General features: G+C 53.9%; 18 protein-coding genes. 6 read left to right on the top strand and 12 right to left on the bottom strand.

Features of this window, described 5'->3' with window-relative positions:
- Nucleotides 1-277 precede the first annotated feature (277 nt).
- Nucleotides 278-1,207, top strand: a complete 930-nt coding sequence (locus tag GNT65_RS02510; protein ID WP_160793525.1) for a universal stress protein — start codon at nucleotides 278-280, stop codon at nucleotides 1,205-1,207.
- 114 nt (nucleotides 1,208-1,321) lie between these two features.
- On the opposite strand, the gene GNT65_RS02505 is transcribed toward GNT65_RS02510, so the two are convergent.
- From GNT65_RS02505 to GNT65_RS02490, 4 genes are all read right to left on the bottom strand, one after another.
- The gene (locus tag GNT65_RS02505) at nucleotides 1,322-1,642 is read right to left on the bottom strand and encodes a YdbL family probable chaperone protein (RefSeq protein WP_160793524.1); all 321 of its coding nucleotides are present in this window, start codon (nucleotides 1,640-1,642) and stop codon (nucleotides 1,322-1,324) included.
- A 23-nt stretch (nucleotides 1,643-1,665) separates the two neighbouring features.
- On the bottom strand, nucleotides 1,666-1,809 hold the full coding sequence (locus GNT65_RS02500) for a YnbE family lipoprotein (RefSeq protein ID WP_160290154.1): 144 nt from the start codon (nucleotides 1,807-1,809) through the stop codon (nucleotides 1,666-1,668).
- A 144-nt stretch (nucleotides 1,810-1,953) separates the two neighbouring features.
- Nucleotides 1,954-5,847: an intermembrane phospholipid transport YdbH family protein gene (locus GNT65_RS02495; RefSeq protein ID WP_160793522.1), complete on the bottom strand. Its 3,894-nt coding sequence runs from the start codon at nucleotides 5,845-5,847 to the stop codon at nucleotides 1,954-1,956.
- Between the two features lie 186 nt (nucleotides 5,848-6,033).
- Nucleotides 6,034-6,888: a D-hexose-6-phosphate mutarotase gene (locus GNT65_RS02490; protein ID WP_160793521.1), complete on the bottom strand. Its 855-nt coding sequence runs from the start codon at nucleotides 6,886-6,888 to the stop codon at nucleotides 6,034-6,036.
- A 251-nt stretch (nucleotides 6,889-7,139) separates the two neighbouring features.
- On the opposite strand from GNT65_RS02490, the gene GNT65_RS02485 reads away from it, so the two are divergent.
- Complete coding sequence (locus tag GNT65_RS02485; protein ID WP_160793520.1) at nucleotides 7,140-8,930, top strand: acyl-CoA dehydrogenase C-terminal domain-containing protein; 1,791 nt, start codon at nucleotides 7,140-7,142, stop codon at nucleotides 8,928-8,930.
- Nucleotides 8,931-9,041: 111 nt separating this feature from the next.
- Here GNT65_RS02485 and GNT65_RS02480 read toward each other — a convergent pair whose 3' ends face one another.
- The 3 genes from GNT65_RS02480 to GNT65_RS02470 all read right to left on the bottom strand — a co-directional run bounded on the left by GNT65_RS02480 (nucleotide 9,042) and on the right by GNT65_RS02470 (nucleotide 14,341).
- Complete coding sequence (locus GNT65_RS02480; RefSeq protein WP_160793519.1) at nucleotides 9,042-9,644, bottom strand: DUF938 domain-containing protein; 603 nt, start codon at nucleotides 9,642-9,644, stop codon at nucleotides 9,042-9,044.
- 123 nt (nucleotides 9,645-9,767) lie between these two features.
- Nucleotides 9,768-11,846 (bottom strand): bifunctional 2',3'-cyclic-nucleotide 2'-phosphodiesterase/3'-nucleotidase, encoded by a 2,079-nt coding sequence (locus GNT65_RS02475; protein WP_160793518.1) that lies wholly within the window; start codon nucleotides 11,844-11,846, stop codon nucleotides 9,768-9,770.
- 314 nt (nucleotides 11,847-12,160) lie between these two features.
- Nucleotides 12,161-14,341 (bottom strand): M3 family metallopeptidase, encoded by a 2,181-nt coding sequence (locus GNT65_RS02470; protein ID WP_160793517.1) that lies wholly within the window; start codon nucleotides 14,339-14,341, stop codon nucleotides 12,161-12,163.
- A 263-nt stretch (nucleotides 14,342-14,604) separates the two neighbouring features.
- Between GNT65_RS02470 and GNT65_RS02465 the strand changes: the two genes are divergently transcribed.
- Together GNT65_RS02465 and GNT65_RS02460 are read left to right on the top strand one after the other, a co-directional pair.
- Entirely contained in the window at nucleotides 14,605-16,290 is a 1,686-nt protein-coding gene (locus GNT65_RS02465; RefSeq protein WP_160793644.1) for a dipeptidase, read from the top strand.
- Between the two features lie 120 nt (nucleotides 16,291-16,410).
- Nucleotides 16,411-17,982, top strand: coding sequence for a methyl-accepting chemotaxis protein (locus GNT65_RS02460; RefSeq protein WP_160793516.1), 1,572 nt, complete (start codon nucleotides 16,411-16,413; stop codon nucleotides 17,980-17,982).
- Nucleotides 17,983-18,079: 97 nt separating this feature from the next.
- On the opposite strand, the gene ggt is transcribed toward GNT65_RS02460, so the two are convergent.
- Nucleotides 18,080-19,810, bottom strand: coding sequence for a gamma-glutamyltransferase (gene ggt / locus GNT65_RS02455; RefSeq protein WP_420853489.1), 1,731 nt, complete (start codon nucleotides 19,808-19,810; stop codon nucleotides 18,080-18,082).
- Between the two features lie 100 nt (nucleotides 19,811-19,910).
- Between ggt and GNT65_RS02450 the strand changes: the two genes are divergently transcribed.
- Nucleotides 19,911-21,254, top strand: coding sequence for a GNAT family N-acetyltransferase (locus GNT65_RS02450; protein WP_160793515.1), 1,344 nt, complete (start codon nucleotides 19,911-19,913; stop codon nucleotides 21,252-21,254).
- Between the two features lie 11 nt (nucleotides 21,255-21,265).
- On the opposite strand, the gene GNT65_RS02445 is transcribed toward GNT65_RS02450, so the two are convergent.
- From GNT65_RS02445 to GNT65_RS02435, 3 genes are all read right to left on the bottom strand, one after another.
- Nucleotides 21,266-21,883: a LysE family translocator gene (locus GNT65_RS02445; RefSeq protein WP_160793514.1), complete on the bottom strand. Its 618-nt coding sequence runs from the start codon at nucleotides 21,881-21,883 to the stop codon at nucleotides 21,266-21,268.
- 125 nt (nucleotides 21,884-22,008) lie between these two features.
- Nucleotides 22,009-23,049, bottom strand: a complete 1,041-nt coding sequence (hppD, locus tag GNT65_RS02440; protein WP_160793513.1) for a 4-hydroxyphenylpyruvate dioxygenase — start codon at nucleotides 23,047-23,049, stop codon at nucleotides 22,009-22,011.
- Between the two features lie 90 nt (nucleotides 23,050-23,139).
- Nucleotides 23,140-24,300, bottom strand: coding sequence for a homogentisate 1,2-dioxygenase (locus GNT65_RS02435; protein WP_160793512.1), 1,161 nt, complete (start codon nucleotides 24,298-24,300; stop codon nucleotides 23,140-23,142).
- 154 nt (nucleotides 24,301-24,454) lie between these two features.
- Between GNT65_RS02435 and GNT65_RS02430 the strand changes: the two genes are divergently transcribed.
- Entirely contained in the window at nucleotides 24,455-25,360 is a 906-nt protein-coding gene (locus GNT65_RS02430) for a LysR family transcriptional regulator (protein ID WP_160793511.1), read from the top strand.
- 124 nt (nucleotides 25,361-25,484) lie between these two features.
- Here GNT65_RS02430 and GNT65_RS02425 read toward each other — a convergent pair whose 3' ends face one another.
- A complete protein-coding gene (locus GNT65_RS02425; protein WP_160793510.1) occupies nucleotides 25,485-25,844 on the bottom strand; it encodes a hypothetical protein in 360 nt (119 codons plus the stop codon).
- Nucleotides 25,845-26,055 lie beyond the last annotated feature (211 nt).

Below are 26,055 nucleotides of genomic sequence, written 5' to 3'. Positions count from 1 at the left end.
AGCCTATTGAAAAGGCCGCCATAGGGTGGCCTTTTTTATGCTTAATTTATACCGAAATAGTAGCAATTTACTGATTTTAATGGGTAAAAATAGAGCCGACATAGGGCTAATAGCTAAAGGTTTCCTTTGGGGCTGGGTTAGCTAAAAATGTTCTTAACAATAATCATTTCTATTATCATGTGGTTGCCGTAAACCCACGCCAATAAAGGGCTTGCGCCATTTTGCGGACTATCTCTTGAGCTACAATTAGGAGCGAATTCTAGGTGAGGTCAAAGTTATGGACAGCTATCAAAGACTACTAGTGGTTGTAGACGAACACGATTTCAGTTTAAAGGCCGTTTCCCGCGCCGTGTATTTGGCCAGTAAGACCCACGCGGCCATCATAGTGATGATGTTAGAGCACAGCCATTTTGTTAATCGTCTGGTGGACACCTTCGAGCCTGAGGCTAATCAGAGACAGACTCAACCTCAAACCAAAGAAGCTAAGCTCAGTTGCCTCAATAGCTTCATTAACCAGGCCGCCCAGTCTGGGCTCGCAATTTCTCAGGCCTCTATCGTCTGTCACAGCAGCGACGATGTGTTGCAGTTTTGCGAAGATTTTAAGGTGGATGCGGTGATCTTGGCCGCCTCTCGTCATAAGTTATGGAACTGGCTGACGATCAAGCCGCTGGATGTTCGCCTGATCCGTGAATCTTCACGCCCAGTGGTGGTGGTCAAAGATCATCTGTGGCAGCCAGGAGGACATATTCTTTCCCTGGTGGAGCCCTGCGCCGATGATGTCACCCATAAGGCGCTCAACGATGCCGTGCTACAGACCTCGGAGCATTTCTCCCAGCTGCTGGCGGGGGATTGTCACCTGATCGACTGCTATTATGGCGATACCCCCAGCATCTCCTTTCATCAGGTGTTGACCCCCGCCAACGATGAGCATTTCCACCTACAGCAGATGTCTAATTATTCCAGTCGCTATCATCTTCAGCCACAGGGGGAGGCGGTGAATAAGCAGCATCTTCATCTTGCCAAGTCGTTGCCGGAAGATGCCATAGAATCTATCGCCAAGGAGGTGGACTCTGAGTTGGTAATCGTCGGCGATACCGGCAATGGCAATCTCTTTTCCAACATGTGTGGACATGTGGGGGAGCAGGTGATCGACAGGATCCAGTGTGATCTCTTAGTGGTAAAGCCCCAGAGCGCTCGGGCCATGTGAACCTTTAGCGCGCCTAGGAGGGAGCCTATCAGGCGAAAGGGATTAGAGTTGTGATGACAAATAAGCGACGCTTCGGGCGTCGCTTATTTGTTGCGCAGCTTTAGGTTAGGCTTGTTATTTCTTGACCCACTTACCCTGGGGCGTCTGAATGTAATGGCCCTTGGCCGCGGCTGCTATCGCCTTCTCGGCGGCGAGCTTGGCCACATCATTCACGCTGATCTGGTTCTTACGGGCAATCTTTTCGTAGTGGGCCTTGCGCTTGGCGTTGACCGATTTAGCCAGGGCACTGGCTTCGCCACTCTTGACGACAACACCGAGATAGCCGTTGGTCTGTTCGCCCACTAACCCTTGCGCCTTGGCGTCTTGCAAGGAGATGGCGAAGGCATTGAGGCTGAGAAGAAGTCCGGCCATGAGGACGAGTATTTTGCTTTTCATTGGGATCACCTTATATACCTTGATTAGAAGAGTTCATCGTTGTTGATTAGCTCATCGAGTTCCTTATCCACCTTAATCTTGATCTCATGCTCAATCTTAACGTTAAGGTTGATAACGATTGGCTTCTCTGGTGGCTCTATCTTGACCGTTGGCGTGCAACCGCCCATGAGCAGCAGGGCTACCAGGCTCAGGGATAGTGTCGGCAAGGTTAGCAATTTCTTCACAGTGCTTCCTTAATCTGGTTAAAAATATTGGCTATGGTCCTAGTGTAGATCCCTAAGATGACCATAGGCTGAACGTTTGGCGCTGAACTAGTTGGCCATGGCCCGTTCGATTTCAGTCTGCAGTCTATCACCAATTTGTAAACTCTTGAGTAACTGCAACATATTTTCTTCCTGAGCGTAGTTCAAATGGATAGGGCGTTCAATATCTTTGGCCCGCCCCTTCACCTGAACCTTCAACAGGGCGTCGCCCTTGGGGTCCATGTCGAAGCTACTCGACAGCTGGGTATAGTGCAGTTCTTCCAGGGCGGAGAAGGCAAAATCGAGATAGGGTTGTGATAGGCGCATCTGTAGCACCGCTGGATTATCATCTACCTTGATGAGACCGCCGGGCGCACGGGCGGCCAGGCGGCCGTCAGTAACGCTGACCTGACCATGTTCCAGTCTTACCGGCAGTACGCCATCGAAGATACCGTCGGCATAGATGCCGGTCTGTGGTTGCGCCGCCAGTAGCTGCTGCAGATCCAGCCCCTGTAGCACCAGGTAGGCGGAGGAGGGGGCATCTAGGTTAAGATCAAACACGGGTAGTAAGATCTCGCCGCCTAAGGTATCGGCCCGGGCATTGAGCTTCACATCGGCGCCGCTCAGTATGAGTTCAGCATCTGTTTTTCCATTTAGTTTTTCATCGCTAGTGCCCTGGGAGAGAGCCAACTTGAGCTTGGCCTGGGCGTTAATGTCGGTCAGCAGCACGCCAGGGTTGAAGGCGGCGACATTGAGCAATAAAGGCTCACAGGCAAGCCTTGCCGTTAAGGCTTGATCGCCCTTGCTGCCTTCTAGCCGGCATTGACCGTTAAACTCGGCCTGCTCGAACGGTAGGGCGTTAAGGCTCCCCTCGCTGAGCTCGACCTCTGGGGTTAAGGCAAAGGCAAAGTCAATCTTATCGTGCTGCCAGTTGAGGCGATGCTTGCTGGTGAGATAGATATCGCCGATTAACGGATTTTCCAGGCTTGCACCCTGTATTCGGGTTAAGCGCTTCATCAACTCGTTGGCATCGCTTTCTAGCGTGAATTCACCGGTAAGCAGACTAGGCTTAAGCGAATGAGTCAGCACAAGATGATGCTCGCTGTAAAACGGCAGGCCGTCTAGACTCCAACGCTCTTCGGTTGCGAGCTGATAGCCTGGCGATGAATCCTTTTTCAAGCCATAGTGCTCAGCCTGGATCAAATTTTTTGATGACTCAGAGCCAGGCTCAGATTCATAAGTTGCTGCAGACTGAGTGCCTGAGCCGCCTGCGGTTTGTTGGGAACCTTGCCAATGCAGCGACTGGCTCAGGCCGGCGCTGGGCAGCTTAATCAGCGTCTTGCGGCGCAATTTATTGAGGCGAACACTCTCCTCGCTCACCTTGAGATTGGTCAGCCGGTAGTCGACCTCGCTCTGCCAGGGGGAGGCTAACAGGGCTTCTGGTGACAGTGATAGTGTTGTAGCAGTATTTTCCGCATCTGTGTCTGCCTTTGTGGTGCTTGGCGTTAGCGCTATGGTCTGGGTGGCAAGACTCAATTCATCTAGATTGACTCGAGTAGTTTTAAGTTGGCCTTGAGCCTGTGCTTTAACTTGAGCCTGTGCTTTAACTTGAGCCTGTTCTTTTACTTGAGCCTGTTCTGTAACCTGAGCATTGGCCTGCACCTGATTTGTTTGGGCTTGGGCCTTTGCCTTAACGGCTCTCTGCTTGCTGGCATCTAGCGAAATAACCTTTAACCCAAGGGGCGGGATCACCAGTGCTTGCCCATTAAGGCGCAGTGGCTGCGCCGCTTCAAGCATCAGTTCCTCTGCTAATAGTTCGCTTTGTAGCTGAGTGTTACTTGTATCAGAAACCTTGGCATCTGCTAGTGTCAGGTGCGGGGAGTGAGTGACGCTCTTAACGCTTTCTAGCTCGGCCTGTATCGGCTCGCCTCGAGTTAGGAAAAAATGACCTGCGCCAAGAGTGGTGCGGGTCTGCTCGCTGGTAAGCCGCGCCTTGGCTTGTCTTTGCTGCGCTTTTAGTTCCTTGTTGGCCATCTCCTGCATTGCAGGCCAGCTCAGATGATGCCCGTCGATGGCGACATTTAGCCCTTGCCAGTCAAGGTTTAACACTAGCTCTGGCCCGGTTTTGAGGCTGAGGTTGATTGGCGCCGGGATCTCCGTGGTGATTTTGTGCGCGCCCACCCTAAGGCCCTGGTGGCTAAATTCGGGCCGAGTCAGGTTCAGCTCGCCCGCCAGAGTGAGATTGAGAGTGCTATTTCTTTGCGAATCATTTGTCGATGCTTCCGCATGCCTGATATCGAGCTCGCCTTCGAGATTTAGGTTCGCTTTGGCAAGATTGAGGCGATTGTCTCTGTTTGTTTCATTACCTGATTCAGTATCATCATCCGCCACTGTTTCGCAGCCGACAATCTTTTGTGGATAGGGGGGCAGGATTAGGCATAGTGGCTTTTTAAGCGCTGCATCAAACTGCCAGTTGCCAGCGAGCTGCCAGACAGGCGAAGGCTTAGCATCTAGTTCTTCGGCTGGCTCTGTCTCTTCTCGCTTGTGCTTTGTGAGCACAGACTTTTCGAGCCTGGCCGTGAGGGCTAGGTCTTGGGCTTCGAGCTTGGCGGTAATAGCATCTAGCTCTAGGCTTAAATCTTTGAGGGCAAGATCTAGCGCATCTTCACCACTCGATGCTTGGCCAAGTTCCAGGGAAAGTTTGGCGATTTGTTCTTTCGTTTCCTTATTCGGCGCTTGCTTGCCTAGTTCTTGCTTATTTTTAGACTGGGCCTCAAGCGCCGCTAGCAGGGCACCGATGGACTCAGACTTGCCTGCCAACTGTCCAAGCTGCTTGAGCGACATGCTGGTGGTGACCAAGGTCGGCGATAGTGTGAGATGCAGATCGTTAAGTGGGCCGTTCAGCCCAAGCATCATGCTTTGGCTAGATTTAGAATGACCGGACTGAGCTTGATTGGGGCGCTCTTGTTTTGTTTGCGTCTGGCCTGTCAAGGCGATGGCTATCTCTGGCGAGAGTGACTGGCCGCCCAGTTGTTTCAGCTTAACCTTGAGCCCATCAAACTCATGGCTGGAGTGAAGTTCGCCCTTGAAAAGATCCAGCTCACCACGGGAGTTGAGACTGCCGCTTAGGGAAAAGTCTTGAGTTAAACGCTCGTTGACATCATGCAGGGCCGTGACTAAAGCAGGCGCCTTCGAAAGGGCCATGGCTGACAGCTCTGAAGCGTCAGATGCCTGTGGCTTGGGCGACGATTCAGTATTCGATGTGTCTTGGGAGGCGTGAGATGTGAGCATGCTAAGCTCACCGATTAGGCGGCCAAGGGACTCAAATTCAAGCCTGCTCGAGAGTTGCCAGCGGGTCTTCTCGAGAGTCGCAGACAGACTCAGCAGGGGAGCCAGATAGAAGCTGAGCGAGCCGGTGAGCTGCCCGCGATCATCCAGGTTAAGGTAATCCAGCTTGAGGCCCAGCGGTTGCTTCTTTGATGAGCTAGCTTGTTTGCCTAGCAGGTTGAAATTGACTTCACCGAGGGCGATTTGCGGCAGTGCGCTCAGGTTCAGGGCGCCGCTGGGACCGGATGCTTGCTCGCGACCTAAATGGTTGAAGTAGTCTTGGCTCAGTGACACCTCGGCGCGGCGCACAGAGAGGGAGTCTATCTGCGCCAGACCAATAGGTGTCGATAGCCAGTCTTTGGCTAGGGTAAGCCGAAGATCTTCGAGTCTCACCTGGTTATTATCGACCTTAAGCAGCACCATGGGCAGCTTGAGATGCATGAGGTCGTTGGTGCTAAGGCGAAGTGCTTCTATGCGGATGCCGGCACCGGCCAGATAGGGATTGGCGAGGCGTTTAACCAGGTATTCCAGCTGACTGGCCACTAGCACGAAGAGCAGCAGCAATAGCAGCAGGGACAGCGCCATGGCGCCTGCTATCCATTTGGTGCTGCGGGAGGTAAAAAAGCGTCGCGACATCTGTCCCTGTCTCTGATTATTTAGCGCTAGTTATAAGCGCTGCATGCTGAGTTCTTAATCACTGAAACTAACCTTTCTATTTTAGCGCTCTAAACCTATGCCAGCAGGAGAGAGCGCTTCGATGAGTTGTTAGCTTACAGGGCTTAAGGAGGGCACCTTATTAACCTAGTGCCCGGAACCTCGAGTCTAGCCCTGAGGTTTCCAGCGAATATGTGTGCTCAAGGTATGGGACTCACCCGGTGCCAGCTCGACCCTATCTTCTAACACATTGGCGGCCTCAAGGCAGACCATGGTGAGATAATCCTGGTCGTTGAAGCGTGACAGACGCTTAGATTTTTCTATCCAGGGATTCCAGAGCACAGCCGAGTGGCTGTTATCGCGGCGAACCTCAATGATCCCCTGTGGGGTATGCAGTTGCTGGCAGTCGCCAAGCTGGGTGTAGACCCGGTCGGTTTCCCGATCAAATTGTACCTCATCTCCTTCTTGCTCGAAGGGGCCTTCGCCAAATTCGATATAGCGGGCGCCGCTAAAGCCGCTGGCCTTAAGCTGATGAATATCTTCGATAGGAAAGTAGGTGTGCAGCGCCTGGGTGAGATTAAACGGGGTATCACCCAGGTTGGTGTTGACCAGGCTGACACTGAGGCTATCGCTGAGGGTAAAGATAAGCTCGACCCGGCTTGGATGCGCCCAGTACTGCCTGTCGTCATCGCTCACCGTCAGGCTAAATTTGAGTTCCACCACCTGATCCTGCATCTGCACCGAATCCAGGTTCCACAGACGGGTTCTGGCAAAGCCATGCTGCGGCCATTGAGGGTTTTCGTGCATGCCAAACCAGGGCCAGCAGACAGGAATGCCGCCACGAATGCCGTTACCCGGCTGATAGTCGTCTGCGCTCGATACCCAAAGCAGCGGGGCTTGACCCTTAGGCTGAAACCTGTCTATCTGGGCACCTTGCATGAAGATGCGCGCCTGACAGAGATCGGTATCGACCTCGACATATTCGAGTCCTTGGGGATGTTTCTTTACGGTTACAGAACCCATAAATGCTCCTCACGAGTTAAGCCGGGCTGGTCATTTAGCTGATGACCTAGCTTACAGAGTTTTATCGGTAAGCTGTAGTATGACCTTGATTGTTTTTGGGCTTTCCACTGCTCAAAAGAAAACAGCCGAGGCTAAGGGCTGTATTTTTGAGCAGATTTGGGTAAAGTGGTCGGAGCACTATAGTTGAGCGAGCGCTAATGTCCCGGCTAGCGCCTGTTCGTTTTGGGTTTCGACAATAGAAGGAATAAGGAATGCCAATCTATCAAGCTCCACTGCGCGACTATCAGTTTATTCTCGCCGAGCTACTCAACATCTATGAGCGCGACGACCTTCAGGGATTCGATGAGATCGACGCCGAACTGAGTGATGCCATTCTTCAAGGTGTCGCCGACTTCACCACAGAGATCATGTTGCCGCTCAACAGTCCGGGGGATACCCAGGGTTGCCGGCTGGTGGACGGTCAGGTGCGTACCCCCGAAGGCTTTAAAGACGCCTATCAACAATACGTAGATAACGGCTGGGCGACACTCACCAGCGACCCAGAATATGGCGGCCAGGGACTTCCCGAGTGCATCGGCGTATTTGCCACCGAGATGAAGACGGCGACCAACATGGCCTTTGCCATGTACCCAGGGTTGACCCACGGCGCCTATGCGGCGATCCATTCCCATGGCAGCGATGCGCTCAAGGCCAAGTACCTCGAGAAGCTGGTGTCCGGTGAATGGACAGGCACCATGAACCTGACAGAGGCACATGCGGGCACGGATCTGGCGCTGCTGCGTACCAAGGCTAAACCTGTGGGCGAAGATACCTATGCCATTAGCGGCGAGAAGATCTTTATCTCATCAGGCGATCACGACCTGGCCGACAACATAGTACACCTAGTGTTGGCGCGTCTGCCCGATGCGCCCGCCGGGGTGAAGGGGATCTCCCTGTTTGCCGTACCAAAATACCTAGTGAATGACGATGGCACCCTAGGTTGTCGCAACGGTGTCGAGGCCAGTGCCCTGGAGCATAAGATGGGGATCCACGGTAACTCTACCTGCGTCATGGTGTTCGACGGCGCTATCGGCGAGCTGGTGGGTGAACCCCATCAGGGGCTGAGGGCGATGTTTACCATGATGAACGAGGCCAGACTCGGCGTGGGTGTGCAGGGGCTTGGGGTCTCTGAGATCGCCTATCAAAATGCCCTGAGCTACGCCAGAGAGCGCCTGCAGGGGCGGGCCTTAAGTGGCGTCAAGGCGAGTGAGTCGCCGGCCGATCCTATTCTGGTTCACGGCGATGTCAGACGCATGTTGATGGCCCAGAAGGCCTTTAACCAGGGTGCCAGGGCCCTGATGGGCCAGCAGGCACTCTGGCTCGACGAGTCCCACCGTCATCAGGATAAGGCCAAAGCCACTATTGCGGCCAAGTTAGCCGCGCTCTTTACCCCAGTGGTGAAAGGCTTCGTGACAGATCAAGGCTTTAAGGCCTGTGTCGATGCCCAGCAGGTCTATGGTGGCCATGGGTATATTCACGAGTGGGGCATGGAGCAGTTTGTGCGCGATAGCCGCATCGCCATGATCTACGAAGGCACCAACGGGGTGCAGGCGCTGGACTTAGTGGGTCGTAAACTGCTTGGTGATAAGGGCGAGGCGCTGGGACTCTGGTCTGAGCTGGTTAAGCCGTTTGTGGCTAACCACCTCGAGGATGAGGCGCTGAAACCTTATCTGATGCCGCTGATGGAGGCCACGGTCGATCTCGAGAAGGCGACCCAGTATATCGTCGCCAACGGGATGAAGAATCCCGACATCATAGGCGCCGCTTCCATGGGCTATCTGCAGATCCTGGGCATAGTGGCCCTGGGCTGGATGTGGGCCCGGATGGCGGTTAAGGCTCAACAGGCCAAGGCGGCGGGCGAAGATGAGGCCTTCTACGCCAACAAGTTAGTGACGGCGAAATTCTACATGAGTTATTGGGCGCCTCAGACCAGGAGTATTCGCTACCAGATGGAGCGCAGCTGCGAGCTGCTGACTCAGTTACAAGACAGCGATTTCGACTAAGCAAGATTCGACTCGGCCAGATTTGCATGAGCAAGTTAGGATTGAGTCAGATTGGATTGACTAAGAAGGGCCGAAAGGCCCTTTCTTAATGCCTAGCACCAGGGGAATGCGTTAACGTGAAAAATGCAGCAGCCGATTGTTGGCGGGCATGGCATGGTCGGCCTGTAGGCTAAGGCCCGCCGTGTCTGCCCGATCCATTATCCATTCGATATCGCGGATGCCGCTGTGAATGTTGCGATGCTTGAGCCAGATATCGAACTGGCGATTGCTCTCGCTGGTATATTGGTTGTTGTAGTTGAAGGGGCCGTAGACGCAGAGGCTGCCATTATCGCTGAGGTGGTGCTCAACGCCCCTGAAGAAATCGGTGACCATGGCCTCACTCATGATGTGCAGCGTATTGGCGCTGAAGATGCCATCAACCTCTCCCTGGGCCAGGGGCCAAGGGGCGGTGACATCCAGGCTGACGGGCGGCGCGATATTATCGCCGCCCTGTAGGGCGATGCGCTTCTCAAGCGGCGCAATAAATTGAGGCTGATCGCTGGGGCACCAGGTGAGATGGGGCAGGTGCGCGGCGAAGAATACAGCGTGCTGGCCTGTGCCACTGCCGACTTCAAGCACCCGCCGCGTGGTCTTAAAGCTCTGTTTAAGTATCGCCAGGATAGGCGTCTTGTTGTTTTCGCAGGATTGTGAAAAGGGCAGTTGGCTGAGAGACATGATGCATGTTAATTGTGGGCTGTGAGTGTCAATCTACGCTATTTCAGCGGCAGTCCGCAAGCCAATAAAAAAGCGCCCGCAGGCGCTTTTGGCTATTTAGCTATGACGCTCTTTACAGCGCGATCATTTCGCAGCGGGCTCATTGGTCAGATCGATGCGGTAGATGGCAAAGCCCAGCGCATCAGGCTCGGCCAGCTTTTCCATCTTGCGCAGCTGGTTGTCGCTGATGAACTTGTCGGCCTTGTCGCTGTTCTGGGTCTCGAAGCGGATATCCAGCGCCACCTGAGTGTCTATGGTCTTGAAGTCCCAGTTGTAGTCGGCTCTTGGATCCACCATGCCATCATAGCCACCCTGATCGTTTGGCTTAGATTGCGCCGTGATATAGGCGGCCAGGGCCTCACGGTTGGTGTCTGGTAGCTCCATCACCACATACTCAGCACCCGTGCCAGCAAACTTGCCGCCGAAGGCGCGGTAGTTGTTAGAGGCTACGATAAACTCCTGGGTGCTTAACGCCTCACCGGTTAGCACCTCGCCGGTTGGCGTGGTGTAGGCCAGATCGACGATACGCTGGGCGTTTTCATTGCCTGCAATAACGGCGCAGTCACGGTCAAACTTGCTTGGCTGAGTGACATCTATCTTATAGGTAACGCCGTCTATTACATCGAAATTGTAGGTCGGATGGCCGTTCCAGTTGATCAGAGACTGAGGCTCGCTTGAGCTTGGGTCTATTTGATTGAACTGGTTGGCGCTGCACTCGAGCCAGTCTTTCAGCTCGACGCCTGTGATCTTCACCGCCACCATGGTATTCGGGTAGAGATAGAGGTCGGCAGCGTTCTTAAAGGTAAGATTGCCGGCATCCACCTGCACGAACTGCGAGGCATCGGCCTCGGTGGCGTGACGACCACCTGCCTTGAAGGGGGCGGCTGCCGAGAGTACTGGGATCCCCTGCAGCGAGTCTGGCAGCTTGGCGCTGACCTGGGCTATCTGAGCATCCGAGACGATTTGCACCGTAGGGTCATCCTGTACCAGCGTCAGGAAGCTATACATGTTGGCCGCGGCGACACCTATGGGCTGATCCACGAAGGCGAGGGTGCCTTGATGCTCAAGTTCGACCGCATCGTGAATATCCTTGTCGGCGTCTACCAGGGCGACCTTGTTGGCGCCATCATAGATAGGACGCGCCTCAGTCTGGGCATCGGTTACCGACCAGGTGCCATCTTTAAGGGTCAACTTAAGATCAACCACCCCTAAGTTGTCGCCCCAGCGGCCCGGCATGACGGCGGCCACGCCGTTGAGCAGACCCTTCTCTACATCGGTATTGGGCAGATCGGCATAGTTGGCGTGTGGGAAGATAGAGTGGCTATGGCCAAACATGATGGCGTCAATGCCTTCGACATTAGTCAGGGCGAAGGTGGCATTCTCGGCCATGGCATCGCCTGGGTTTTCCGTCGAGCCTATGCCCGAGTGTGGGATGGCGATGATCACATCGGCGCCTTCGGCCTTCATCTTAGGCACGAATAGCTTGGCAGTTTCTATGATATCTTTGGCTTCTACCTTACCGGTCAGGTGCTGCTTGTCCCACAACATGATCTGTGGTGGCACGAAGCCTATGTAACCTATCTTGATGGTGTGTTCACGCCCCTGGGTATCGACAACCACTTTCTCCTTGATCAGGTAAGGGGTAAACAGGTTGTCGCCTTTCTTAATGTCATTCCAGCAGTCATCGGCCGCGCAGTAGACGTTGGCGTTGATATAGGGGAATTCGGCACCGCTCAGGGCCTTCTCGAGGAAATCCAGGCCATAGTTAAACTCATGGTTACCTATGTTGGCCACCTCATAGTCTAAGGTGTTCATCGCCTTGTAGGCGGGATGAACATCGCCCTCCTGCAGGCCGATCTTGGCCATGTAGTCGCCCATAGGGCTGCCCTGCAGCAGGTCACCGTTATCTACCAAAACGAAGTTGCTCGCCTCTTTACGGGCGGCGTGGATCAGGCTGGCGGTGCGCGCCAGGCCTATGGTGGGATCGACCTTAGACTGGTAGTAGTCATAGTCCATGATGTTGGTGTGCAGATCTGTGGTTTCCAGTACCCTGAGCTTCACGTTTGCTGAGGTGATCGTATCTTCATCATCGTCGTTCCAGCTACAGGCGGTGAGTCCGATACTCGATGCGATAACCACGGCTAATAGTTTTTTATTAAACATATCCATCAATCTCTATTATTTATTGTTTGACCCCGAAGCCACTGTTGATTTCAGATGGGCTTCATCAGTGCGGCAATACCTTGGTAAGACGGGTTTTTCGCCAGCCCAAGCAGGAGTGCCACTTGGCGAATTATAGAGAGATGAAATGTAAAAACTGTGACAGTAAGCCACTGTTTATGTGACAGTTTGTATCGACTTGCTATAGGTTGGTGAACCCTTGTGCAGGTTGTAGATAAATTGCACAACCTCGCGGTTTGATGGAATAAAAAAGCACGCCGGAGCGTGCTTTTTGTCTATTGATGGGGGCTTGTCGCTTACTTGGCTAGCAGGCCACGACTGCGAAGCAGTGGCTCGATACCCGCTTCCTTGCCGCGGAACTGTTTGTAGAGCAGCATAGGATCTTCGCTGCCGCCTTGAGACAGCACATTGTTTCTAAAGGCGTCGGCGGTTGCCTTGTCGAAGATACCGTTTTCTTTGAAGGCCTCGAAGGCATCTGCACCCAGGATATCAGACCAGAGGTAGCTGTAGTAACCGGCGGAGTAACCGCCAGAGAAGATGTGTGAGAAGTAGGTGCTGCGGTAGCGCGGTGCGATCTCTTCGATCAGGCCCATCTTGCTCAGGGAGTCGGCTTCAAACTTGGCCGCATCCTTAGGCTCGACGTCACTCAGGGTGTGCCAGTCGAGATCCAGCTTGGTGGCCGCCATATATTCTACCGTGGCAAAGCCCTGGTTGAACTTGCTGGCTGCCTGGATCTTCTCAACCAGAGACTGAGGGATCACCTCGCCGGTCTTGTAGTGTTTGGCAAATTGCGCCAGCACTTCAGGCTGGGTCATCCAGTTTTCCATCACCTGTGACGGGAACTCTACATAGTCGCGTGGCACAGAGGTACCTGCCTGTGAGCGATACTCAACATCGGACAACATGGCGTGCAGGGCGTGACCAAACTCGTGGAACAGGGTGCTTGCCTCATCGAAGGTCAGCAGCGCCGGCTCGTCGCCCACTGGACGTGGGTAGTTGAGTACGTTGACGATAATCGGCTTAGACTCGACGCCGTGCATTCTATATTGTTGGCGGTAGGAGTTAGCCCAGGCACCACCACGCTTGCTGTCGCGTACATAGTAGTCGCCCAGGAAGATCGCCATCAGGGAGCCGTCTTTGTCATACACTTCCCAGGTACGTACCTCGTCGTTGTACTTAGGCAGGTCGGTGCGCTCCTTGACCGTGATGCCGTAGAGACGGTTGGCGGTGTAGAACACACCCTTCAAAGTGTTTTCCAGCGAGAAGTAGGGACGGGTTTCCTGCTCGTTGAAGCTGTATTTGGCCACACGGATCTTGTCGGCATAGTACCACCAGTCCCACGCGGCTAGCTTGAAGTTTCCGCCTTCTTCGTCGATCAGCTTCTGCATCACGGCAACCTCAGCCTTGGCCTGGCCAAGTGCTGCAGGCCATACCTTGTCTAGCAGGCCGTAGACGTTTTCGGGCGTCTTGGCGGTGCGCTCTTCCAGCACGAAGTGGGCATGGCTCTTATAACCCATCAGTTGAGCACGCTCGGCGCGCAGGGCCGCCATCTGAGCCAGGATCTTCTTGTTGTCGTTGGCATTGTCATTGTTGCCACGCTCGATGTAACCCTTGTAGATCTTCTCACGCAACTCGCGGTTGTCGGCATAGGTGAGGAATGGGGTGATAGACGGACGCTGAGTGGTGAATACCCATTTGCCAGAATGTCCCTTCTTCTCTGCGGTTTGCGCGGCGGTGTTGATCACATCCTGGGGTAGACCTTTGAGGTCGGCGGCGTTGTCGATCACCAGCTCGAAGGCGTTGGTTTCGGCCAGTAGGTTGTCGCCAAACTCCAGGCTCAGCTTGCCGATCTTCTCGTTCAGGGCTCTGAGTTTAACCTTGTCGGCATCGCTCAGGTTAGCGCCGCCGCGGGTGAATGACTTGTAGGTGTCTTCCAGTAGCTTCTGCTGGGCGGTATTGAGTGTCAGGCTATCGCGCTGGTCATAGACGGCCTTGACGCGCTTGAACAGCTTGTCGTTGAGCAGGATGTCGTCACCGGCGGCAGATAGCATAGGTGAGACCTCTTTAGAGATCGCCTGTAGCTGCTCGTTGGTGTCGGCACTGGTGAGGTTATAGAAGACGCTGGCCACCTTAGTGGTGAGATCGCCAGAAAATTCCATGGCTTCGATGGTGTTGGCGAAGGTTGGGGCCGCCGGGTTATCGATAATGGCCTGGATCTCGGCCTTGTGCTGGGCGATACCCGCCTTGAAGGCTGGCAGGTAGTGCTCTGGCTTGATCTTGTCGAAATCTGGCATACCTAGGAAGGTATCGTAGGGCTTGAAGAAGGGGTTGTTGGCGTTGTTGTCTATGATGCGCTGCGCGACCACGTTGGGTGCGACTTCCGCTTCTTGGCTGCTACCTTGCTGGGCGCTACAGCCGCCTAAGGCGATGGCGAGAGCCATGGCCGACACGATTGGCTTGAGGGTCAATCCCTTCATAGTTAAATTCCCCGATGATTGGCTTGTTTTAGGCCGCGATCTAGTGTTGCGACTCGTTAAGCGGCCTAGATGACCGCAAATATCTACGCTTAAATGCCTTAAGCGACGACATTAAACTGCCCATTATCATTACTCTGACGGTTAAATCTATCGATTTTGTGTTTTGTTTGTAACAAATGTTTTGAAATGGCTGTTTTTGCACCCTGGATGCACATAAATGTGGCAAAATGCGTCAATTCGACGTTAAAAATGATAATAACAAGATGACCCTTAAACTCTCCCTTAAGGCCGTCGGCGCCCTTAGTTTATTGCTGAGTAGCGGCCTGGCTGTTGCCTCGGTTCAAGCAGATTCACATCCTAGTGCTCAAGCCGATTCACATGTTAATGCTAAAACCCCTCTGCAAGCCACGCCTAAGATCTCGGCCCAGGCCGACCGAGTGGCTCAATATGCCCTGGATACCTATGGCGATGAGACCATAACTGCGCTCTCTACGCTGATCCCCTATAAGACGGTGGATACCGAGGGGATGACCCCCTTGACTCACCCCGAATTTATCGGTTTTAAGGCGCAGTTAAAGTCCCTGAGTCAGCGCCTGGGGCTGGATTATAGTGACCAAGGTTATGTGGTGCTGATCGGTCTGGGCGAAGGCGAGCGCAAGCTTGGGGTGATCACCCACGGCGATGTGCAGCCAGCCGATGCCAGTTTCTGGCAGCAAGATCCCTTTATCCTGGACAGTCAGTCACAGCCCGGATATCTGATTGGCCGTGGCACCGAAGATGACAAGGGGCCAATCGTCACTGCCATGTACGCCATGAAGGCGATTAAAGACAAGGGGCTAGCCCTCAACAGACGTATCGAGCTTTTGGTCTATCTGGCCGAAGAGTCGGATTGGGCGCCCCTAAAGGCCTTTCTGACCGAGTTTACCCCCGCCGATATCAATATCACCATAGACGCCGAGTACCCGGTCGTGACCGCAGAGAAGGGCTGGAGTGAGATCCGCCTGACTATTCCTAAGATGCCCAAGAATGGTAAAGAATCCTCTGGCACGTCGCCTAGCTTAGATGGTTTTTCTGGCGGTGCCTTTGCCAGTCAGGTGCCCCAGCAGGCGGTGGCCAAGATCTCTGGGTTAGATAAGAAGATGATTGTTGCGTTAAAGGAGAAGGCCAGCGCCCAGCGGGGGATGAAGTATCAATTTCAGCTGACATCATTGGAGGGCCAGGCCCGGGAGCTGCTCACCATCATCGCTGAGGGTAAGTCGACCCACTCTTCGACGCCTGAAGCGGGTGTAAACGCCGTGACTCATCTGGCCGAGCTGTTAAGGGGCATTCATTTTTCGCGCAGCGAGGCGGCACTGACGGCGCAGTTTATCCAACAGATGGTGGGGTTAGGCTTGTACGGCGAGCAGTTTGGCGCCATTGCCTATGAAGATGATTTCATGGGGCCAATGACCCTGGCGGCGACCCTGGTGAAGCCAAATGAGCAGGGCACAGAGATAGTGCTTAACCTGAGACGCCCTGTGGGCAAGACGCCTGAGCAGCTGGACAAAGAAACGTATGAGGCGCTGGAGAGCTGGCAGGTGCAGCACACCGTTAGTTTCGGAGGCGTTGAGACCTATTGGGGCGAGCCAAAGCTGATGGATAAGGCGCCCCATCTGCAGACCCTGCTGTCGGTATTTGGTCACTTTACCGATACGCCATCGCCCAAGCCGGTGGCTATCGGCGGCTCCACCAACAGCAAGCTGTTTCCTAACGCACTCAGCTTCGGCCCCGCCATGCCTGGCGTAGAATATACGGGCCATAGCGAGCATGAGTTCATTACCAAGGCGCAGTTTATGCTCAATCTACAGATGTATACCGCTGCCTTCGTCGAGCTCGCAGTCTCAACAGACCAGCTATCTGAGTCGGCTAAGCAAGAGACTAAGAGTGGAGCGCAGCGCGCCAGCGATTAAGGTTTGCTAGATAACCTGATTATTTCTAAGGGAATATAATCTTTATTGATAATTATCAATGAGTTTTTCATAACATTAGATAAGTATAGTTAACGTCTTTGTACCCAGAAGAACAATAATATGAAAAATAACCAACCCGTCACGCAGAAAGAGAAGGTGTTTGCCGCCGACACTATCTTGTTGTCGACCACGGACCTTAAGGGCAAGATCAAATACGCCAATGCTGGTTTTACTCAGGTGTCTGAGTTTACCCAGGGTGAACTCTACCGCCAGCCCCACAATATCGTGCGCCATCCGGACATGCCACCGGCGGCCTTTGAATCCATGTGGTCCCGCCTTAAACAGGGCAAACCTTGGATAGGTGTAGTGAAAAACCGTGCCAAGTCGGGGGATCACTACTGGGTCAACGCCTATGTGGCTCCAGTGTGGGAAGGTGGCGAGGTACATGAGTATCAGTCGGTGCGTAGAAAACCGACCCAGGCGCAGATAGATAACGCTCAGGCAATCTACGGTGAACTCAATGCCGGTAAACAGCCCCGCGCACTTAAGGCGTCGCGCCTGGGCTTTACCAAACGCTTGGGATTGCTCTTGCTATCGAGTCTCGGCGTTGCCGTCGGTTTCGCCGGCTATTCGCCCCTGTTGGCATTGCTGCTGTCGGCGGGTTTGGGGTTTGCAGGGCTCTATCTGACGCTTAAGCCCTTTAATGCCCTGGTGGCGCAGGCGAGCGGTGTCATAGAAGATCCTTTGGCGACTGCGGTTTATTGTGGCCGACAGGATGAGCTGGGTAAACTCGGCTTCGCCCTGCAATATTTGCAGACGGAGACTGGCGGGGCCGTGGGACGTATGGCGGACTCGGCCGAGTCGATTCAGGAGCTTAGCGTTAGCCTGAATGAGACCATCAGCCATACCCGGGAGCGTGCCGATAGTCAGAGCCAGCAGACCAGTCAGGCGGCCACCGCGGTGGAGGAGATGAGTGCCAGTTTCAACGAGGTAAGCCAGAATATTCAGCAGGCCGCCGAAGAGATGTCCATGAGCCATGAGGCGGCCGAGAAGGGGCACGAATTGCTGGTCGAAGTGATCCAGGCCATCAGGGGGCTGCATCAGGAGGTGAGTAATTTCTCTGCCGTGGTGGCTTCTATCGAACAAGACAGCCAGGAGATCAACGAGGTGTTGGAGGTGATACGGGGTATCGCCGAGCAGACCAACCTCTTGGCGCTTAATGCGGCCATCGAGGCGGCCCGTGCCGGTGAATCGGGTCGGGGCTTTGCCGTGGTGGCCGATGAGGTGCGTCAGCTTTCCAGTCGCACCAGCGAGTCGACCAGTCATATTGAGGCGATTGTCAGCAAATTCAGAGACAGTACACTAAAAGCGAGTCAGACCATGCAGGCGGGCCAGCGACAGGCCCAGCACTCGGTAGGCTTGGCCCAGCAGGTGGATGCCTCCTTCGAGGAACTGCGCGCCTCTATCGATAAGATCAATCAGATGAGTGATGCCAACGCCGCGGCCATGAGTCAGCAGACGGCGGTGGCCAGCGAGATCAGCCAGTCGATTCAGCTGATCAACGAGTTGGCGCTGGCTAGCCTGAGTCAGACTCAGGCTGCAGAGGAGCGCGGTGAGCAGGTGGCGCGTTTGTCGGCCAAGACCCACCATCTGTCCCAGCAGTTCTGGCGTCAGAGCCTGAGAACCGAGTGATAGAAAGCTGAGTGTAAAAACACTCAGTGACGACAAATTAAAAAGGGAAGCCGAGCTTCCCTTTTTTGTTGGACATCTGCCCCTGTCTCGCCTAGCGCTAGTAACCTGCCGCTGCACTACCTGCGCGGCGAGGATCTGAGGCGCCGAACATTCCCTCGTCGGTGATCATGATCGACTGAGTCGAGCCCATGGCATCTTTGACGCTGACCTTGTGGCCCCTGGCTTCCAGTAGTGAGATGGTATCGCGATTGAGGCTCTTCTCCACCCGTAGCTCGTCGGGCAGCCACTGGTGATGCACACGGCTGGAATAGCTGGCCTCGGCGATATTGAGCCCATGATCGATCACATTCATGATGATCTGAAGCGTGGTGTTGATGATGCGTGAGCCGCCTGGGCTGCCGGTGACGATGAAGGGTTTACCGTCTTTCATCACTATGGTGGGGCTCATGGAGCTGAGGGGGCGCTTGCCGCCTTCTACCGCATTGGCATCTCCGCCGATCAGGCCATAGCCGTTAGGCACGCCAGGCTTGGCGGAGAAGTCATCCATCTCGTTGTTGAGCAGAATGCCGGTGCCCTCGGCCACCAGGCCTGAGCCATAGCTGAAGTTCAGGGTATAGGTGTTGGCGACCGCGTTGCCCCACTTGTCGACCACTGAGTAGTGGGTAGTCTGTGGGCTCTCGTAACCTGTGACCTTACCCGGGCTAATTTCACTGCTTGGGGTGACGCGGTTGATGGCGATCCCCTTGGCGCGGGATTGGGCATAGTCTTTACTGATGAGCGTCTTCACCGGCACCTGGACATAGTCGGGATCCCCCAAATATTCGCTACGATCGGCATAGGCGCGTTTCATCACTTCGGCCATCAGGTGCAGAGTATCGGCGGTGTTGTGGCCTAACTTGGCAATGGGGTAAGGCTCGAGCATGTTCAGCATCTCGATGATATGTATGCCGCCGGAAGAGGGGGGCGGCATGGAGACCACCTTGTAGCCGCGATATTCGCCCTCTACGGGCTGACGCTCGACCACACGATACTCTTTTAGGTCGTCCAGGGTCATGATGCCGCCGGCCTGTGTGACGCTGGCGACTATCTTCTCGGCGGTTTCACCCTCATAGAAGCCCTTGCTGCCTTGCTTTTTTATGAGCTTGAGTGAGTGGGCCAGCGCCTTCTGGCTAAGAGTGTCGCCTATCTCGAAGTTGCTGCCATCGGGGCGATAGAAGATCGCCTTGGAGCTCGGCCACTGGGAAATACGGCGTTTTAGCCCGGCAAGGGAGGAGGCGAGATCTGGCGTGACGCTAATGCCTTGCTCGGCGAGCTTGATGGCGGGCTCGATCACCTGGGCCATGGACATGGTGCCATATTTCTTAAGGGCCAGTTCCATGCCCATGACGGTGCCGGGCACACCGACGGCCAGGCCATGTTCGCGGCTGAGCTTGGCGACCGCATCGCCCTGCTCGTTGAGGAAGATATCCTTATGGGCGCGTTTGGGGGCGACCTCTCGATAATCGATGGCGACCGTCTTATTATCTTCGGCCAAGTGGACCAGCATGAAGCCGCCACCGCCTATGTTGCCAGCCCTTGGCAGGGTGACCGCCAGGGCAAAACCGACAGCGACCGCCGCATCGACCGCGTTACCGCCTTGCTTCAGAATATCGACGCCCACTTGTGTGGCCACGGCCTCTTGAGTGGCCACCATGCCGTGCTTGGCCCAGATGGGCTGCACCGTGGCGCTATGGCTATAGATGGAAGTTTCGGTAGCCTGGGCAAACTGACCCGCAATGAGTGGTAGGCTGAGGCTGATGGCGAAGATTAAGGTTTTTATTGGACGCACACGGATTCCCTAATGGTTAAAGTAATAAGAGTGTTAAGCGTAAGCGGAGTGATAAGAATAATAAGCGTGTTAAGCTACTGAGTCAGTAGTTTTGTTTTCAATGTGCCGATTATTACAGCTGAAATCAAGCCATCTTTTTAAGGAGCGCGCCTTGGCTGCATCATATTCGATTCAATGTGTTAGTCAGATTGCTAACCTGGGGGCGCCCCTGTGGAATGCCCTTATGGGGGGCACTGACCTAGACGCTAACATGGAGGCTATGACGGTAGAGACTAGCCCCTTTTGTCGTTATGAATATCTACATGCCCTTGAGCAGAGCGGCTGCGTGGGGGAGCAGACAGGTTGGCGCCCCATGCATCTTGTGGTCAGCGAAGTAGGGCAGGCAGCGGAAAGTAACCAAGGCGACGAGAGTCTGATTGACCCCACTAGGGTGCTAGCCGTGATGCCCCTCTATCTCAAGGGGCACTCCTATGGCGAGTATGTGTTCGACTGGGCCTGGGCTCAGGCCTATGAGCGTCACGGTATCGAGTATTACCCTAAGCTGGTCAATGCCATCCCCTTTACCCCGGTGACGGGCACGCGTATCGGCTTAAGGTCCGATCTGTCTGAGGCGCAAAAAAAGGCCCTTATCCTCGCTATAGGTGAGCATCTGGATCGGCGCACCAAGGCCTGTTCGGCGTCGAGTTGGCACAGCCTGTTTCTACTCGATAGTGAGCGACAGCCTTTGGCGAGTCAGGGGCATCTTGAGCGGCTAGGAACTCAGTTTCACTGGTTTAATCAAGGTTATCTTAACTTCGATGATTTTCTTTCGCGACTGACCAGCCGCAGGCGCAAGTCTATCCTCAAGGAGCGCCGCGCCATTGCAAACGCAGGGCTTAGGTTTCGTTTCATCCAAGGGGCCGATATCACTGGGGTCGAACTCGAGCATTTCGTGCGCTGCTATCGGCGAACCTATTACAAGCGCTCGGGCCATCAGGGGTATTTAAACGCCGCCTTCTTCGAGTCGATTGTTAAAAACATGGCCGATTGCGTGCGTCTCTTGATGGTAGAGCGTCCTGAAACTAGCACGCTTGAGGGGGAGGTTGAGGGTGAGGCAAAAAGTGAGCCTGTCGCGGCGGCGCTCTATTTTGTAGGTGGCGACTGTCTCTATGGTCGCTATTGGGGCGCCCTCGAGGAGATAGAAGGGCTGCATTTTGAGACCTGTTACTATCAGGGGATAGAATATGCCATAGAGCAGGGGCTTAGGAAGTTTGATGCCGGCGCTCAGGGGGAGCACAAGGTGCTCAGGGGATTTGAACCTATCCGAACCTATTCGGTGCATGAGGTCTTACACAGTGATTTTCGCCGGGCCATTGCCGATTTCATCGAGCAGGAAGCGCAGGCGGTGAAGACTTATATGACAGAGCTCGAGGCCATCTTGCCCTTTAAGCGTGAGGGAGACTAGCTAAGTTAAGCCTAGCCTAGCGCTAGCCAGAACCCGACCCCTATCATCAAGGATCCCGCGATGCGATTGAGCCACTTGATATTATCACCCTTGGCCAGAAACAGTTTAAGCGACTTGCCGCCGCTGGCGTAGGCCAACATGCTGACAAACTCTGTCATCATGATGATCATCAGTAGCAGACTCAGCTGCGGCGCCACCGCGCGCTCTACATCGATGAATGGCGGCAGCAGAGAGATCATGAATGCCCAGCCCTTGGGGTTGGCGATGGCGGTGACGAAGCCTTGTGAGATCAAGGCCTGGTTGCTGATCTGTGTACTTTGATTGTCCAGGCTTGCCATCTTGCCCTTGGCACGCCACATCTGAATGCCAATATAGCCAAGATACGCGCCGCCGACCCATTTGAGCACCTCGAAGATCTGCGGATAGTTTAGCATCATGGCGGCGACTCCCATCACGGCGGCCACCGCCACCAGGGCCACGCCGACTAGCTCGCCTATCATCATCCACAGGGTGCGGCGCACCCCTATGCTCATGCCGAGGGTCATCGCCAGCGTCATACACATCCCAGGTGTGATGGAGACGAAGAAGAAGGTGGGCAGAAAAACGGCAATAAGAATATGATCTGACATCTTGTGGTGTGATGAATGAGTGACTGGGCAGGCTAGTGTAGTGATTTATTAGCCGGCTGCAAAGCAAAAAAACCAGCCGATAAGGCTGGTTTTCTGTTGTCACAGGGCTCTGTATGAGCGGGTGATTAGAGTACGCCGCGACGGACCTGATCGCGCTCGATCGATTCGAACAGCGCCTTGAAGTTGCCTTCGCCAAAGCCAAGGTTGTTCTTGCGCTGGATGATCTCGATGAAGATAGGACCGAACAGGTTCTTGGTGAAGATCTGTAGCAGATAGCCGTTCTCGTCGCCGTCCACCAGGATCTGGTGATGCTTGATGCGCTCTCTGTCTTCGGTTACCTGAGGCAGCTTCTCGAAGATGGTGTCGTAGTATTCAGGAATGATATCCAGGGTCTGAATCGAGCTGCCTTCCATCGCATCCAGCGAGGCAACGATGTCACGGCTACGGAACGCCAGGTGTTGTACGCCTGGGCCGTCGTATTCTCTCAGGTACTCATCGATCTGGTTTCTGTCATCGCCTTTACCTTCGTTGATTGGGATACAGAAGCTGCCATCGGGTGAGCGTAGGGCATAGGAGATCAGTGCCGTCTGCGAGCCCTTGATGTCGAAGTAACGTACCTCGGTAAAGCCGAAAATATCTTTGTAGAAGTTTGACCAATGTTCCATGGTGCCCTTGTAGACGTTGTTGGTCAGGTGGTCGACTTCGATAAAGCCTTTTTCTTGTACGATTTCTGGCTTGTCCAGATCGACAAAGTCGGTGGCGTAGATGTTGTTGTCAGCACCGAAGGTGTCGATAAAGTAGATCAGGCTATCGCCGATGCCGTAGATAGCAGGATAAGGCAGATCTTTCACCTCGTCACCGGCAGGCTTGGCGCCACGGGCAACCGCACCCTCGAAGGCGAATTTGGCATCTTCTACGCGCCAGCCCATAGAGCTGATGGCTGCGCCATGCTTCTTGGCAAACTCGGCAGAGAAGCCGCTTTTCTCATTGTTTAGCAGGAAGTTGATGTCGTTTTGCTTGTAGTAAACGATATCTTTTTGCTTATGTTTCTTCAGCTTAGAAAAACCAAAGTCGATGAAGACCTTGTGCATAAAGTCGAGATCCGGGGTGCAAAACTCGGTAAATTCGATGCCCAGTAATCCCAGTGGATTTTGTTCGCTTGCCATGTGAGTATCCTCGTTCAATTTGTTACAACCACAGTCACTCTTTGGTGACTTGTCTGGCTATTCATTGTGATTCGGTGTGTACCGACGGTATTAGTCTTCTAACCAAGAGCGGTTGTAGTCCTTACTCATGCAACCTTGTACATGTTGGGTTAGCTGCAGTGGGGCGAAGGTATCGACCATCACCGCGTATTCGTAGGTTTCTTTCTTGCCGACCGAGGCCTCGGTTCGGCCTGGTTGTGGGCCGTGTGGCACACCTTTCTGATGCAATGTCATGTAGCCGGTCTCGATGCCGGTGCGGCTCATGAAGTCACCGTCGACATAGTAGAGCACTTCGTCACTGTCGATATTGTTGTGATAGTAAGGCGCTGGTATCGACTGGGGATGGAAGTCGTAAGGGCGCGGCACGAAGTTACAGATCACGAAGTTGTGGGCGGTAAACACCAGGTGATCCGACGGCGGTAGGTGGATCTGACCTACCTTAGGGGCGTAATCCTGAATGTTAAATGCCCAGGGGTAGACGCAGCCGTCCCAGCCCACGAGATCGAAGGGGTGCCACTCGAGTTGTGTCAGCTGATACTTGTCGCCAAATTTACACACTAAGGGGAAGGCGCCTTTCTCGACCACTGCTTCCTGCAGGCTAGGGACGCGTATGTCGCGCTCACAATAGGGGGCGGATTCTAAAAGCTGTCCGTACTCGTTTCTGAAGTGCTTAGGCACCTCTACCATGGAGAAGGCTTCGATCACAAACAGGCGCACCTGGCTGTAGTCGTCAAAATTAAGCTGGTAGGTGGTGCCGCGCGGGATAACCAGGTAGTCCCATTTTTTCACCTCTAGCACACCATATTCGCTGTAGAGCTTGCCTTGGCCCTCGTGGACGAAGATCACCTCGTCGGCGTAGGCGTTACGGTAAAACTCTTCGGTGGCCTCGGTGACCTTGGCGCTGTACATGGCCACGTCGTTGTTAAAGAAGATCTTGTTGCGCGCCGAGTAGAAGTTACCCTCGCGGTCTGCCTGCTTGGCGTCCAACTTATAGTTCTGAATCAAGGTGTCTTGCCAGGTGTGGCCATGATTGACCTCGAACGGGCTCACCTCTAATGCCTTGGTCGGCATGTTGTGGTGATACTTGTTGGAATAGATGTTGGAGAAGCCATGAGTAGAAAAGAGTTCTTCCCGGTAGAGTTCACCATTTTCTTTCTTGAAGGTGATGTGGCGTTTATGGGGGATCTCCCCCTGTCTTACATAAAATGGCATGGCTTCTTTCCTTGGGTGCTTTAGCGGGCACACTTATGTTTATGTGATCTAAGTAACAATTTAGTTGCTGGCATGAACAAAAAAAAGAATAATAAATAGCTTAACTTAATCTAAAATTTAGATGGTTGTCTTTTGTTTACGCCGAGGAAGTGAGATGAAGATCGATGTGGAAGCCTTTAGGGTGTTGTCGATTCTGGTGGAAGAGGGCAGCTTTTCCAAGGCTGCCGAGCGATTGCATAAGGCGCAGTCGGCGGTGAGTTATCAGGTGAAGAAGCTGGAACAACACCTGGGTGTAAAGCTATTTTGTCGGGATCAGTATCGCGCCGAATTAACCCCCGAGGGCAAGGTGATCCTTGCCGAAGGCAAACGCTTGCTGCAATACCTTGGCAACATTGAACATTTAGCCAGCCGTTTCAGTGAAGGCTGGGAGCCGAAACTCGAGCTAGTGGTGGACGGTTCCCTGCCCATGGAGCCCATCATGCGGGCGCTGAAGCGGGTGTCTGAGCATAAGATCCCCACCAAGATCCAGCTCAACATGGAATTCCTCGGCGGGGTACAACACAGGTTCGAGCGGGATAATGCCGATCTCATGTTGGTGAAAGACTATCGCACCGGGCCTAACTATCGGCCGCAGCCGCTGCCCGACATCAATAGCATACTGGTAGTGAGCCACTCCCACCCCTTGGCCAAGGCTAAGGAGCTTAGCCTGTTTGAGCTGCTGCAACATGTGGAGCTGACCATAGAAGATTCTTCCCCTGGCAAGATCCACAGCGACGAGCTGCAATTTGGTGGCGACAAGGTGTTTTATCTGTCTGGCTTTATCATGAAGAAGAACGCCCTGCTGATGGGCTTAGGCTTTGGTTGGATGCCTGATTTTTTGATTAAAGAGGAGCTGGCAAGCGGCGAGTTACAGGAGCTGGATTTTCTTGGCGGCAGTCGTTACAGCTTTACGCCTCAGCTGGTGTCGACCATGGAGCGCCCCTTGGGGCGTGCCGGCCGGCTATTTACCAGCCTGATCCTGGAGGAGTTTGAGCTTTATCAAGCACAGGCGGCTCGTTAAAGCCGGTGATTCTTATTGATCTAAAAAGCGAGCCATTAGGCTCGCTTTTTTGTGTGACTGGCTTTAGTGAACCTAAGTTTTAGGTGAAAGCAGGTCTTAGGTGAAAGCTAGTCGTTAATGATATCTAGTCGTTGATTATATCTAGGATACGACGTGTCTTGTCGTGCAGCTTAATAAAGGTGCCATCGATATCTATGGTGATGTTGCCGTCACGGTCGATAGGCACATGGATCTTGCCGCGATCATAATAGTCATCAGACAGGTAGTCGCCCTTGTGCAGCTTCTTCTGCCAACCCGGTGGCAACGGCTCGCCGCGGGCAAGCTTCTTCTGCAGTCCTGGTGGCAGACTCTTCTCATTATGGCCCTTACTGACATGGGCTTTAGCGCCGTGCTCATGCTTATCGTTTTTGGCCAGGGTCAACGGCGAAAAACCGATAGATAACCCGAGTAGAACCAGGCCAACTCCTGTGCTGTATTTCTTCATTTGTTCTCTCCAGCGCAATCATTGCGAATTCCCGTAGCATATGGGTTCGCTTACCTATTGTCTAGCCAACCTGCTTTTAGGGTATTCAGCTTATATTCAGCATTGCTTGAGTAACGTAAAGCTAAGCCACTGAATTTATCATGGTATGGCCACTATGCTTCTTCAAAGCGTCGGCGACTTGGAGGTTTAGTTAGGCCAAAGGGGAGATGAT

Origin of the sequence: Shewanella insulae, assembly GCF_009831655.1 — a bacterium.
Taxonomy (GTDB): Bacteria; Pseudomonadota; Gammaproteobacteria; order Enterobacterales; family Shewanellaceae; genus Shewanella; species Shewanella insulae.
Note: the sequence above shows the minus strand (reverse complement) of the source record. Positions and strands in the feature narration are given on the sequence as shown.

Coding starts and splice junctions, on each gene's coding strand:
- GNT65_RS02460 (WP_160793516.1), top strand. CDS start 16,411: ATGAAAAATAACCAACCCGTCACGCAGAAAGAGAAGGTGTTTGCCGCC.
- GNT65_RS02475 (WP_160793518.1), bottom strand. CDS start 11,846: ATGTTTAATAAAAAACTATTAGCCGTGGTTATCGCATCGAGTATCGGA.
- GNT65_RS02505 (WP_160793524.1), bottom strand. CDS start 1,642: ATGAAAAGCAAAATACTCGTCCTCATGGCCGGACTTCTTCTCAGCCTC.
- GNT65_RS02465 (WP_160793644.1), top strand. CDS start 14,605: ATGACCCTTAAACTCTCCCTTAAGGCCGTCGGCGCCCTTAGTTTATTG.
- GNT65_RS02485 (WP_160793520.1), top strand. CDS start 7,140: ATGCCAATCTATCAAGCTCCACTGCGCGACTATCAGTTTATTCTCGCC.
- GNT65_RS02490 (WP_160793521.1), bottom strand. CDS start 6,888: ATGGGTTCTGTAACCGTAAAGAAACATCCCCAAGGACTCGAATATGTC.
- GNT65_RS02495 (WP_160793522.1), bottom strand. CDS start 5,847: ATGTCGCGACGCTTTTTTACCTCCCGCAGCACCAAATGGATAGCAGGC.
- hppD (WP_160793513.1), bottom strand. CDS start 23,049: ATGGCAAGCGAACAAAATCCACTGGGATTACTGGGCATCGAATTTACC.
- GNT65_RS02500 (WP_160290154.1), bottom strand. CDS start 1,809: ATGGGCGGTTGCACGCCAACGGTCAAGATAGAGCCACCAGAGAAGCCA.
- GNT65_RS02445 (WP_160793514.1), bottom strand. CDS start 21,883: ATGTCAGATCATATTCTTATTGCCGTTTTTCTGCCCACCTTCTTCTTC.
- GNT65_RS02470 (WP_160793517.1), bottom strand. CDS start 14,341: ATGAAGGGATTGACCCTCAAGCCAATCGTGTCGGCCATGGCTCTCGCC.
- GNT65_RS02510 (WP_160793525.1), top strand. CDS start 278: ATGGACAGCTATCAAAGACTACTAGTGGTTGTAGACGAACACGATTTC.
- GNT65_RS02430 (WP_160793511.1), top strand. CDS start 24,455: ATGAAGATCGATGTGGAAGCCTTTAGGGTGTTGTCGATTCTGGTGGAA.
- GNT65_RS02425 (WP_160793510.1), bottom strand. CDS start 25,844: ATGAAGAAATACAGCACAGGAGTTGGCCTGGTTCTACTCGGGTTATCT.
- GNT65_RS02480 (WP_160793519.1), bottom strand. CDS start 9,644: ATGTCTCTCAGCCAACTGCCCTTTTCACAATCCTGCGAAAACAACAAG.
- GNT65_RS02435 (WP_160793512.1), bottom strand. CDS start 24,300: ATGCCATTTTATGTAAGACAGGGGGAGATCCCCCATAAACGCCACATC.
- GNT65_RS02450 (WP_160793515.1), top strand. CDS start 19,911: ATGTGCCGATTATTACAGCTGAAATCAAGCCATCTTTTTAAGGAGCGC.